Genomic DNA, 12,944 nt, shown 5'->3' with positions numbered 1-12,944 from the left:
AGAGGTTCCGGAATCGGGAAACAAGATGTCGGGAGAGAGCTTGTGAAAAGGAGTTGGGAAGGATGAATGATGCGATCGATCTGTTAAGGAAGGAACCGGGGATGATGAAACTGTTCCGCCTTTTTAAAGAAAAATACCGTTCGCTTGGCCATATCGGGGGAACCGTCAGTATTGCCGGTTTTACGCGCACTGAACTGGAGGCGATTGCAGGTCTTGCCGGCACGTCCCCTGATTTGCTCAGAGAGAAAAACAAAATTTCGCTGCGGGCATTTGAAAAGGCGCTGGCGCCGACTGTTTTCGGCAAGTACACCCTGGTTGAGCTGCTTGAAGCGGTTTTAAAGGAAAAAATTCTTTCCAAAGCGGAAGAGGAGGAAATAGAGAAAAAGAAAGAGGAACAGTTTTTAGCGCGGCTGGCGGAGACGATGCCGGGCGGAAACTGGTGGTGGTGCCGGATTGCCGGTAAAACGGCTGACACGCGTTTTATCTGGCATGCGTACAAGCAGGATCCGGATACGTTGTCCGCACAGCTCACAACCGTTTTGAAAGCTTCCACAATGCTGCCGGAAGAAGGGAAATATGAACGAATTCCGTTTTTTTCCCAGCGTGTGACAGGGAACCCGCATTTTTTTGACCAGAACCGTTTCGAAGGCAGGCTCTTTGTCCATTGTTTGTTCACCAGCCAATTGTTGAAAGGGCTGATCGAAGAGATGCCGAAAACGACGGAAGAATTGAACGAACTGTACGCAAATGCCGGGCTGATGCGGGATGACTTATGGAGTTTTGTGACGTGCCGCGCATTTTTGGCGGAAACGGAAAACGGCCTGCACCCGGTCTGGCGAGAAGCAGCTGCTCTAGGGACGGTCATGAATGTCCCGGTGAAAGAATTATTGCAGCTAACGAACATTTGGCCGCGGGTGGGAAAAAAAGTCTGGATCATTGAGAATTCCGGCGTGGCTTCGGCCGTGCTTGATGAAGTGCCCGATGCGCCTGTGATTTGCACGCACGGCCAGTTCCGCACTGCTGCCTGGATCATGCTGCAGCGTCTTGCGGAAAACGGGTGTACTTTTTATTATTCGAGCGATCTCGATCCGGAAGGCGTTGCCATGGCGGAGCGCCTCAGCAACCGTTTTCCCGGGCAAACGGTATTTTGGCGGATGGACCCGGATGCATACTTGCGGGTTCTGTCGGAAGAGGATATATCCGCCCGGCTTTCCAAGCTGGATGCGGTTCAATCCCCTGAGCTGCTTTTAGTGGCAAATGAAATGCGGTTGAAGAAAAAAGCGGGGTACCAGGAAGGCCTTGCCGATTTGCTTGTAGAAGATTTGAAAAAAAGATGGGCGGGCGGAAAAGAGATATGACATGGGCCGGAAATTCGGATGCTTCGCATAGAACGCCCCTGTGTTAAAATATCCGGGAAAAAAGGCATTGATTCCTTCACGCAGAGAGTCCATACGTGAATAAACCCGGCAAAAGCCCCAGCCTTTCTTCACATCGAGCGTTCTACGTGAAGGAATACTGAAAAACAGCAAGCTTATCCAAAAAATTGGCAGCACGCCCCGAAAACCAGCGGTATCTAAAAGAATCAACAGATTGCTTCCGGAATCGGAGCGGGCTGGAAAAAAGGCTGCCCGGCCATTTCACCGGGCAGCCTGTTAAATCTGTTATGAGCCGGCCGGAGGAATCCCCGCGCCCGGCATCTTTTTAAACTTCTTTTGCTACTGCATGTTCGTGCAGCGGCCCGTACTGGCGGCGGTAACGGATGACAAAGTACAGCAGGGTGAGGATTTCGGCAGCTGCGATATAAATCAGCAGGATGCCGGCGTTTTGCCACATCACACCCATCTCTCCGCTGGAAACAACCGCTTTAAATCCGCGCACGCTGTAGGTCATCGGTAACAGCGGGTTAAACCATTGGATGAATTTCGGAATGACTTCCAATGGAAAAGTCCCGGCGCTGCTCGTCAGCTGCAGGATTAAAATAACAATGGCAAGGAATCTACCAGGATTTTGCAAAAACGTCACCAAAAATTGAATCAGCGCCATAAAGGTAAAGCTTGTTAATACCGAGAACAATAGAAACAATGGCACATTTTTTACATGAATGCCGACACCCGAAAGGATGATCACATCTGCAATGACCGATTGCAGGATGCTGACAATCAGGAGTACGCCCAATTTGCTGAAAAACCAGCTGATGCCGTTTTTCGGGATGCCTGCTGATTCAACGAGCGGGTAGACGATTGTCAAAATCAGTGCCCCGATAAAGAGCCCAAGGGATAAGAAGTACGGCGTAAAGCCGGTACCGTAATTGGGCACCCTGTCGTAATGGGTGGTATGAAGGCTGACCGGATCGGCCATCATGTTGTACGTTTTGTTATTTGCCTGGATCTTGCTTGCCGTTTTGGCGGCATCGCCCAGTTTGTTTTTCAGTTCCGCCGTCCCGTTCTTTAATTGTTTTGTCCCGTCAGACAAACGCCCGGAACCGCCGTTCAGCTCTTTTATGCCGGATGCGAGCTGTCCGGATCCGGATGCAAGCTGCCCGGTTCCCGATGCGAGCTGGCCGGTGCCGTTTGCAAGTTTTTCTGCGCCTGCTGTGAGCCGCGCTGAACCGGACTGCAGCTTGTTTGTGCCGGAAACAAGAGAACCGGTCCCGTTTTTCAAAGCAAAAGAGCCGTTTACAAGCTGTGAAGAGCCGGATTGCAGCTTGTTTGTGCCTTCTGCGAGCGCTGCTGAACCGTCTGCCAGCTTTCCTGCCCCTGCGGCAAGGGTTCCTGCCCCACTGTTGATCTGTTTCAGGCCGTTTGCCAGTTTTTCCGCGCCTGTTTGGAGGCCGGCTGCCCCGTCATTTGCTTTTTGCAAATTCGGGATGAACTGGTTCTGCAAACCGGTAATATAGGTCTGTTCACCGGCATTTAAATCCGCAATCCCGTTATTTAACTTCGCGGCGCCTGCGTAAAGTTGGTGCAAGCTGCTTTTGACCGTGTGAGGATCTTTGTCATTTTCAATATTGGCGTTCGGCTCTGAAATGCCCGCTGAAAGCTGGTCAAAAGCCGGATCCGTTTGGCTTGAAATGCTTGCCGCAATCGCATCTTCAGAAGGAACCGCAGCTTGGGCTTTTTGTTTGATCCGGTTAAATGGATCGCTTAACCCGGCGTTGATTTGTTTCTGCAAGTTGTCCTGCACGTCTTGTTTCCCGATTTGGATACGATTTTCAGCTTCCTTCTTCATTTGCGCGATTTGCGCATCGGGCAGGTTTGCCTGTTTTCCCATCGTTTCCACAAGTTCGTCTGTTTGTTTGATTTGTTCTTCCGTCACCGAATCGGCAATTTGTGCGGCCATTGTACTGCTGATTTGGGATTGCGCGGCTGTCAGCCCGCTCCCGATTTGCCCGACGCTCTTATTGAGTTCGGCGGAAACGTCTTCTGCGACTTTGCCCGGCAATTCTGTTTTCATTTGCGTAATGCCTGCATTGAGCTTTGCCGGTATGGCTGTTTCCGCTTCTTTCAGCTTGGATGTTAACAGGCTGCTTCCGGATTCAAGATCGCCCGCGCCTTTTTGCAGTTTTAGAGCGCCCGCCAATAAAGAATGGCTGCCTGTTGTCGAAAGCTGGTTCAGGCCGGTACTCAAATCGGATGTGCCGGATGCCAGTTTTTCAGCGCCTGAAGCTGCGTCGGAAAGGCCTTTTGTAAAAGTAATGGAACCGGATGTCAGCTTTTCAAGATTTGCTTTCAAAGTTTTTGCGCCGGTATTGGCTTGTGCCGTTCCGTTGTTTAACGAAACTGCGCCGGCATAAAGCCGTCCTGCCCCAACATTCAATTTTTGCGCGCCGTCCCCGGTTTTTACAATGCCTGCCTGGAGAACGGGCATTCCTTTGTTTAAAGCGGCTGCGCCAGAGTTTACTGCCAGCGCCCCGTTGTGTACTTTTGTGCTGCCATTTTGCAATGAAGCAGCCCCAAAAAGCAACCGCCCCGACCCTTGTTTTAACACCGTGACGCCGTTATCAAGTTTGCCGGCGCCCTCGTTGAGTTTGGCGGCTCCGGTACTTGCGGTTTTAAAACCGCCCGCCATTTTTTCGACCGTTTGAAAAACCGATTCCGCATACGTTTTTGAAATTTCGTCCGCCATTTTTTCTTTTACTTTCCGCATAGCCGTTTCGCCAATCTGGCTGGACAGGAAGTTGTAGCTGTCATTTGGCATGTACTGAAGCTGGAGTTTTTCCGGATTTTTGTCCAATAAAGTGGTGGCGTTATTTGAGAAACTTTCCGGAATTTTGATCACCATATAGTATTGGCGGTTACGAAGCCCGTCCATTGCATGCTGTTCCGATACAAAATGAAAATCAAAGGCGTCGCTTTTCTTTAAGTTTGAGACCAGATCTTTTCCGAGTGTAAGCTGCTGTCCATCCATTTTTGCGCCTTGGTCCTGGTTGACGACCGCAACCGGCAGCTGGTCCATTTTGGCATACGGATCTTTAAACGCCCAGAGAAACATGCCGGCATACAGGACCGGCGCCAAAATGACGGCAATGAGCGGAATCAGGATTTTCGGTTGGCGAATGATTTGTTTCAGTTCTTTTCCAAATAAAGTATAGCCATTCATTTTGAATGCCTCCGTAAACAGATGACTAAATTGGTCATCGAGTCATTTTTGGGTAAAAAAATCAAGAGTAACTTTAAGAAACATGCTAACGCTTGTCCCCATCTTTCGAACGCAGCCGAAAAAAGCCAGGAGCAAGCATTGAGAAACGTTTTGGCGTGTTGATGATGCCATTTACAATCATGAGCACACATGGCTGCCTGCCGATAAACCTTTAAAAAAATAAAGTTCAAACAGTTTAGAAATCTCTTCTTTGGACAGGGGAGGATGATTTTTCTCCCAGTCAAAAATCAGGGCAATATACATTTTAAACATAATAAATGCAGTTAGTTTCGGATCGCATGGATAAATGTCCCGCTTTTGCACCGCCTCCCCGATGTACTGGCTGATATAGTTCAGAATGGATTCTTCCACATGATGAAGGGCATCCACTACTTCGGGTGTGCCAAGATTGACTTCCTCGTACAATTTGATGGCGAGCTGATGTTTAAACCGGAACTCCAGCAACTGGTACAGCACATGATGGACGTTTTCGGGAAAAGAATAACGCTCATCGATCGCTTCTTCGGCTGAATGCTTCATTTCGGCAATCAGGCTTTCCATAATATATTGAAGCAGTTCTTCTTTGTTTTTAAAAAAAGTATAAATTGTACCTTTGCCGACGCCTGCACTTCTTGCTACATGGTCCATTGTAGTCGCTTTGTAGCCGAATTCAGAAAAAGATTTCGCAGCTGCTTCCACAATCAGCTTTTTCCTGTCTGCCATTGCAACCCCCTCCCTTTTTTGACCAAATGAATGATTTGGTCAAGTAGTATATATACAGCAAAAAAATAACGGAATGAATCCGCTTTCCATTTTTAGTATAACAGACGATGGCCAAAATTGCATGTGACATTTTTTTTAATTTCCGGTTTTTCCGGTTTTTTGGCTCCCGGATAAATGGCATTCTATTACGATTTATCCGGGAAACCGGGGTTTCGGGCTTGATTTATTCAAAAAGCGATTCGTAAATCCCCGTCCGTTCAAGGCCTTGCAAACCGGTTGGGCTTCATTCGTTTGTTAGCAGCCTTTAATCCGAAAGGGGGCTGTCTGACTCTGGGAGATCCGGATCGATGACTTGGAACGGGCGCATCATATCGTAGTCTTCGTGTTCGAGAATATGGCAGTGCCATACGTAGTCGCCGGCATACGGGGAAAACCGCATCATGACGCGGGTGATTTGCCCGCCCGGTGCGGCAACGGTATCTTTAAAGCCGCGTTCATTCGGTTCCGGCGGGGTCGCAGGGCCGGTATATACAATTTGGCCCGTTTCGTTATACAAGTCCAAGTCAAATGGGCGGCGGTCCAAAATTTGAAACTGGACAAGATGGATATGGATCGGATGGGTAAAAGCCGTTGTATTGGCAAGCGACCAGATTTCAGTTGTGCCGAGCCTTGGCATTTCCGTCACCGGATCCATCCATCTTTTTTTGTCCAGAAGCAATAGCGGGCGCCCGTATGAATCGGTTGCACCGGTCAGTTTTAAATGGCGGATGGCGCTCACGTTTTGGCTGGAAGGAACCGGGATGGAAGACAAGGACGGCGGAATGCGGCTTGTGTCTTCTCCGGAAACCGGCAGCACGACCCGAAACTGCATGACATCGCCGGTTTGGTCGGCCGGATCGGCATTAGGCCCGAGGTCATTTTTTAGTAAAATCGTCTGCCCGGCATATTCGGAAAAATCAAGGATCAAATCCGCCCGTTCTGCCGGTTCCAGTGCCAGATTTCCGACTTGCACCGGCCGCCTTAGCAGCCCGCCGTCCGTGCCGATCTGGTAAAAAGCCTGGCCGGAATCAAGGTACAACTGATAGGCCCGCGTGTTGGACGCATTGACAATCCGGAACCGGTATTTTCGCGGCTCCACTTCCAAATAGGGCCATACCTTTCCATTTACAAGAATCGTATCGCCGAGGAAAAACGGCACGACGGATGGATCCGGTGTTCCGGGCCCCGGATTTTGCGGCTGGCGCGGATAAAAAAGGGAACCGTCATTGTTAAAAGTCCGGTCCGTGAGAAGCAGCGGAATTTCGTATTTGCCGGATGGCAGATGGAAAGCCTTTTCTTTTTGATCGCGAATGATATACATGCCGGCCAGGCCTGCATACACATTGAGGCGCGTAATGCCGATCGCATGGTCATGGTACCACAAAGTGGCGGGGCGCTGTTTGTTTGAATACTCATAAACTTCATTTTTGAATGCCGGCCCGGTTTCGTTAAAATCGCGCGTAAACCAGGCTTCCGGATAGCCGTCGCTGTCCGGTTTGGTTTCCCCGCCATGGAGATGCACGACGGTCCGCACTTCCGGAAAGTCCGTTCCCATCCCGTCTAAGATGGTGGGGTCAATCGGGAGAAAATGTCTTTGCGGCAAATGATTCGTCCATTTCACCCGTATCTTTTTCCCGTGCGGCACGTCAAAAAGCGGCCCGGGAAAGCGGCGGTTGTACCCCCATAACCTTGTCGGCCTTAAATCCCGGTGCAGCTTTTGCCAAAATTCTTCCATTGTGACTTCATAATATGCGATCCCGCCCTCTTCCCGCACTGGCCGGATTTTTTCCGCGAGCGGCAGGCGGTCAACAAACTTTTCTAAATTCGGGCTCAAACTCCCCACTCCCTCATCAATTGATGCCGTACATTTCTAACAGAATATGAACCATCAAGGCTTTTGGAAAGGGCGAATGGTACTGGAGGCAGAGATAACGTTTTTGGCCCGCCCGTATCAAAAACATAGGCATGTTTGAAAAAGCTTTTAGAGGCGAGACAAAAAATTGAACGGGAACCGCAAAAATCATATAATAAGCTATATTGGTTTCCGAGACAGTTAGAAATGAAGGTGACACAAATGAAAAAAATTTTGCTCTTGGCAACAGGCGGGACCATTGCTTCCGTCGAGGGGGACGAAGGGCTGAAACCCGGGCTTTCGGGAGAAGACTTGCTGAAATATTTTCAGCATGCTGCTTTGTCTGCCGATGTCACCGCAAAGATATTAATGAACCGCGACAGCACAAACATGCAGCCGGAACATTGGGTGCAGATGGCTAAAGCAGTTGCGGAACATTATGAACAGTATGACGGTTTTTTGATTACACACGGAACGGATACATTGGGATATACGTCGGCAGCCTTGTCGTATATGCTGCAGGGCCTGAATAAGCCGGTTGTGCTGACGGGTTCGCAGGTGCCGATCAGTTTTAAAAAGACCGATGCCAAGAAAAATCTTTTCAACGCCCTCCGCTTTGCCTGCGAGGAGATTGGCGGCGTTTTTGTCGTGTTTGACGGGCGCGTGATCATGGGCACAAGGGCGGTGAAAATGCGGACGAAAAGCTACGATGCGTTTGAAAGCATCAATCATCCGTATGTGGCTTATGTAGCAGGGGACGAGGTGCACTATCATTGGAGGCCACAACCGCCGGAGCAGCCGTTTCATATTGAGACAATCCTGTCACCGGATGTCTTTCTTTTAAAATTGCACCCGGGCACAAAGCCGGAGATCTTTGATTTTTTAAAGGAACATTACCGCGGGGTGATCATTGAAAGTTTCGGGAACGGCGGGGTGCCGTTTGAAGGGCGCAATTTGCTGCCGAAAATCAAGGAATTGACCGATGCCGGGATTGTTGTTATGATTTCGACGCAATGCTTGGAAGAAGGGCATGATTTGTATTTGTATGAAGTCGGAAGAAAAGTCGCGCAATATCCGGTGATTGTTTCCGGGGATATGAATACGGAAGCGATCGTGCCGAAACTAATGTGGGCGCTGGGCAAAACGGATGATCCCGCTGAAGTGAAAAAGATCATTGAAACGCCGCTTGCTTATGATTTGTCACAGGATTGGGGGTAAAGCGCGCCGGAAAACGGCTGAAAGATTGCGGGAGGGGATGCCTGCAATTTTTTTTTGCCGTTCGATGCGTTTGAGCATCCTGCTGCACAGCCCGCGTTTGCAGCGTTTTTCCGGCATATTTTCAGCCGGTGTCTTCTATATAGAACGGGGTTTCTGCGTTTACAAAAAACCGCCGCCATAAATTCCATTAAATTTCATACCAACTGCGCGGGGAATCGAGTAAACTGGAGTTAGGAAACATGAAAAAACAGGCGCCAGGCCCGGCCTTAAAGGGGCGGTTTCCGGCATTCGCGAGGGAGGTAGCACGGTGGAAACGTCATTTGAAATGCTGCTGGAAATATTTGAGAGGGCTGCCCTTTTATTAACCTGCTTATTTTTTATCACGAGAATTCCGCGTTTTAAAGAAATCTTTCAACAGGAGCAGCCGTCTGTTTTTGAATTGAGTTTTATCACTGCAGTCTTTTGCAGTTTTGCAATCTTTGCGACTTACTCGGGCATTAAGGTGGACGGGTCCCTTGTCAATGTGCGGATTATTGCCATCGTATCCGGCGGCATCCTGTTCGGCCCGTGGGTTGGCATTATCACAGGCATCGTCTCCGGGTTGCACCGTTATTTAATAGATATTGGCGGGGTTACCTCCGTGCCGTGCTTGATTACGAGTATTACAGCCGGCGTCATTTCCGGCCTGATCAGCAGGAAAGTGAAAAATTCCTGGCGCTGGTTCGTCGGGATCGCAGCCGGGATGTTTTGTGAAATATTAACGATGCTTTTGATTCTTGTTTTTGCCCACCCGTTCAGCACCGGGGTGGATATTGTGTCCAAAATTGCCTTCCCGATGATCGCGGGCGACGTCAATATTGGATTGATTGTCCTGCTGATTAAGAGCGTGGAGGGCGAGAAGGAATTTGTGGCGGCAAAACAGGCAAAACTGGCGCTTGATATTGCCAATAAAACCATGCCGTATTTCCGCGCCATCAATGCAGAATCGTTGGAAAAAATCTGCGCCATCATTAAAAATGAGATCCGCGCCGATGCAGTTGCCATCACCGATAAGAAAAAAATCCTGGCTTATGTCGGCTTCGGACAGGAAAGGTACCAGATCGGCCATGAAATTATTAGTGATCTGACAAAAACTGCGATCAAAAGCGGGGAAATTACGATCCGCAACCATATCCAGGACCAGCAGACCCCGCAGATCCAGTGCCTGCTGATTATTCCGTTAAAGGAGCGGGATGAAGTCACCGGCACATTGAAAATTTATTATAAAAAAGCGAACAAAATCACCTACTCCCTGCAGACAATGGCAATCGGCCTTGCCCAGATGATTTCGACGCTCATGGAAATTTCGCGCATCGAAGAAATCAAAGAAGAAGCCAATAAAGCGGAGTGGAAGGCGCTCCAGACAAAAATCAACCCGCATTTTTTGTTTAACGCGTTAAATGCGATTGCCTCCACGACCCGCAGAAATCCCGATAAAGCAAGAAAATTAATCATGAACTTATCCGGTTTTATGCGCTATAATCTTGAATTGGCTGATGATTTTATTGATATCAATAAAGAACTGCAGCAGGTGCGCGACTATATTGAGATTGAAAAAGCGAGATTCGGCAGCCGCCTGCAGGTTGAATATGAGATTGACGCCGTATCCGTGCTGATCCCGAGCCTGATTATCCAGCCGCTTGTGGAAAATGCAATCAACCATGGGATTTTAAAAGTAAAAGGGCCGGGGATCGTAAAAATCTCCGTCAAGGAGGCGGGAAATAAAGTCCGCATCAGTGTGGCGGATACAGGGGCAGGCATTCCGGAAGAAGTGATTGAGCATGTTTACCAGGATAATATGCCGGTCACACAGATTGGCCTTTATAATGTCCATCGCCGTGTCAAACTGATTTACGGAAACGGCCTGGCCATCAGAAGGCTGAATCCCGGAACAGAAGTTTATTTTGAGGTTCCGAAGGTGGGAGAATATGAAAGCCATTATAGTGGAAGACGAAATACCGGCACGTGAAGAACTGGCGTATTTGATTGAAACGTACAGCGGGATTGAGATTACCGATTGTTTTGAAGACGGGCTGGATGTGCTGAAATTTTTACAGGAACATGAAACAGATGCGATTTTTCTTGATATTAATATTCCTTCCCTGGACGGCATGCTGCTGGCAGGAAGCATCAGCAAATTTGCGCATAAACCGTATATTATTTTTACAACGGCTTATAAGGAACACGCCGTACAGGCTTTTGAACTGGAAGCATTTGATTATATTTTAAAACCATATGAAGAAAAAAGAATTGCCGCCATGTTGAAAAGGCTTGAGGCTGCGTATAAAAGAGAGCATCCATTGCCGGGAGAAGAAGGGGCTGTGCCGCGAAATGGCGGGCTTCACCGGAAAGAGCGGGTGAATTTGCGCAAGGGCGAGAAAATTATTGTGGCGGATGCAAACGATATTTTTTACTGCGCCGCTCAGGAAAAAATCACGCTTGTTTATACACAACAGGAAACGTTTGAAATGCCCATGGCGATATCCGAGTTCCAGTCCCTTTTGCCTGAGGATCTTTTCTTTCGCTGCCACCGGTCTTATCTTGTAAATTTAACGAAGATCCGGGAAATTGTGCCGTGGTTCAATCAAACGTATTTGCTCCGTTTAAACGGGATGGACGCGGAAATACCGGTAAGCAGAAGAAATGTGAAACAGTTTAAAGCGCTGATGCATTTTTAATTTAAAGCGCCCAGCCATGCAGGAAAAGCGGCTGGCATGAACACGAAAAGTGTATGCCGGCTTTTTCCTTTTTTGCCGGGGCGGGCGTGAAAAATAGCATGGCCTGCTTTGCGCACTGCGGCCGTTCGCGTGTGAAAAGTTGCCTGCTTTCCAATTTGCCATCCTCCAAGGTGTTGCGCCGAAAAAGCGGGCATGGCCTGCTTCCGGCAATACCGTTTTTCAGGAAGATTGTGCATAAATTGGAATACCTGATTTTATCCATATGCCATCTTTTATGGACATTGCGCGGGAAAGTTTCAAGAAGCGGTTTGTTCCTGTGCCATCCATTCCTTTCTGTATACCGTTTATTCCTTTTTAAAGCATTCTCGTTCCGAAAATGCGTTCCCTCCTTATTTTCGTACTATAATTTGAACTGTAGAAAAGGACAGAAGAAACGGGAGGAACCGGACATGTTAGAACGAAAAGCAAACCGCAGCCTGATTGTATTAGGGACGATGATTGTACAAATGGGGCTTGGGACTGTTTATACATGGAGTTTATTTAACCAGCCGCTTGTTGATAAATTCGGGTGGCAATTGAGTGCAGTATCGACGACATTTTCCATTTTAAGCCTGGCACTTGCAGTATCGACATTGTTTGCGACAAAATTGCAGGCAAAATGGGGGCTGCGCCGCCTGGTTGCTTTTTCCGGCATTTTGCTTGGCGCAGGATTAATCTTGAGTTCATTTGCACCTTCACTTTGGATGCTCTATCTGTTGGCAGGCCTTATTGTCGGTTATGCAGACGGGACAGCTTATATCACGACTTTATCCAATTTAATGAAATGGTTTCCGGATAAAAAAGGCCTCGTTTCAGGCATCTCCGTCGGGGCATACGGGACCGGCAGCCTGGTATTTAAGTTTATAAACGGTGCCGTCCTCAGTTCGTTTGGTGTCACACAGGCTTTTCTTTGCTGGGGAGTGATTGCAATTGCCATGATCACCGGCGGATCTTTCCTCTTGAAAGAAGCAGAAAATACAACCACATCCGGTACTGTGTCCAAACAGCCGGCCGGAAAAGATTTTACCATCAAAGAAATGCTCAAAACGAAACAAGCTTACCTCTTATTCATCGTGTTCTTCACGGCGTGTATGAGCGGTTTATATCTGATCGGCCTTGTTAAAGACATCGGCACGGGGCTTGTCGGGCTGGATGTTGCGACGGCCAGCAATGCAGTGGCGCTGATTGCCGTCTTTAACACCATCGGGCGGCTCGTTCTCGGCGGTTTATCAGACCATGTGGGAAGAATGAAAGTGGTATCAGGGACGCTGCTCGCGACGGCCGTTGCGGTTTCCATTTTGAGCTATGCCCACTTAAATTTCGCCCTGTTCTTTATCTGTGTTGCTGCGATTGCTTTCGGTTTCGGCGGAAATGTCACCGTATTTCCGGCTATTATTTCAGACTTCTTCGGCCTGAAAAATCAAAGCGCCAATTATTCAGTGATTTACCAAGGCTTCGGCATCGGCGCATTATCCGGATCGGTCATCGCTTCCCTTCTCGGGGGCTTTATGCCGACATTCCATGCGATCACGATTCTCTGCCTGGTCTCTTTTGCGATTACGCTTTTCATTAAATCGCCGGCTGAAGAAGCAGCCCACGCACACGGGGTTCGGGGGAATGTCGGCCGTGCCCAGCATTCGCATTAAAGCAAGGGATGTGTGCTTCGATCATGAACAAGCAGACAGGAAAGGGATTCGTGCCTGCATCATGATAAAAAA

General features: G+C 48.6%; 8 protein-coding genes. 5 read left to right on the top strand and 3 right to left on the bottom strand.

Features of this window, described 5'->3' with window-relative positions; genetic code table 11:
• Positions 1-62: 62 nt before the first annotated feature.
• On the top strand, positions 63-1,358 hold the full coding sequence (locus NSS95_RS12960; protein WP_340713949.1) for a TIGR02679 family protein: 1,296 nt from the start codon (positions 63-65) through the stop codon (positions 1,356-1,358).
• A 343-nt stretch (positions 1,359-1,701) separates the two neighbouring features.
• On the opposite strand, the gene NSS95_RS12955 is transcribed toward NSS95_RS12960, so the two are convergent.
• The 3 genes from NSS95_RS12955 to NSS95_RS12945 form a co-directional block, all read right to left on the bottom strand.
• Positions 1,702-4,599 (bottom strand): YhgE/Pip domain-containing protein, encoded by a 2,898-nt coding sequence (locus NSS95_RS12955; protein ID WP_340713948.1) that lies wholly within the window; start codon positions 4,597-4,599, stop codon positions 1,702-1,704.
• A gap of 177 nt (positions 4,600-4,776) precedes the next feature.
• Positions 4,777-5,361, bottom strand: coding sequence for a TetR/AcrR family transcriptional regulator (locus NSS95_RS12950; protein WP_258921141.1), 585 nt, complete (start codon positions 5,359-5,361; stop codon positions 4,777-4,779).
• Between the two features lie 304 nt (positions 5,362-5,665).
• A complete protein-coding gene (locus NSS95_RS12945; RefSeq protein ID WP_265114842.1) occupies positions 5,666-7,234 on the bottom strand; it encodes a multicopper oxidase family protein in 1,569 nt (522 codons plus the stop codon).
• Between the two features lie 240 nt (positions 7,235-7,474).
• On the opposite strand from NSS95_RS12945, the gene NSS95_RS12940 reads away from it, so the two are divergent.
• The 4 genes from NSS95_RS12940 (at position 7,475) to NSS95_RS12925 (ending at position 12,872) form a co-directional block, all read left to right on the top strand.
• On the top strand, positions 7,475-8,470 hold the full coding sequence (locus NSS95_RS12940; protein WP_340713947.1) for an asparaginase: 996 nt from the start codon (positions 7,475-7,477) through the stop codon (positions 8,468-8,470).
• 307 nt (positions 8,471-8,777) lie between these two features.
• Positions 8,778-10,478 carry a sensor histidine kinase gene (locus tag NSS95_RS12935; RefSeq protein ID WP_017550127.1) on the top strand — a complete coding sequence of 567 codons (1,701 nt, stop codon included), beginning with the start codon at positions 8,778-8,780 and terminating at the stop codon, positions 10,476-10,478.
• Positions 10,438-11,187, top strand: a complete 750-nt coding sequence (locus tag NSS95_RS12930; RefSeq protein ID WP_061577207.1) for a LytR/AlgR family response regulator transcription factor — start codon at positions 10,438-10,440, stop codon at positions 11,185-11,187. The genes NSS95_RS12935 and NSS95_RS12930 overlap by 41 nt, the downstream gene beginning before the upstream one ends.
• Before the next feature lie 449 nt (positions 11,188-11,636).
• Entirely contained in the window at positions 11,637-12,872 is a 1,236-nt protein-coding gene (locus NSS95_RS12925) for an L-lactate MFS transporter (RefSeq protein WP_258921145.1), read from the top strand.
• Positions 12,873-12,944 lie beyond the last annotated feature (72 nt).

This window comes from Weizmannia sp. FSL K6-3076, from assembly GCF_038007245.1.
GTDB lineage: Bacteria > Bacillota > Bacilli > Bacillales > Bacillaceae_C > Weizmannia > Weizmannia faecalis.
This window is presented reverse-complemented; position numbering and strand designations above follow the sequence as displayed.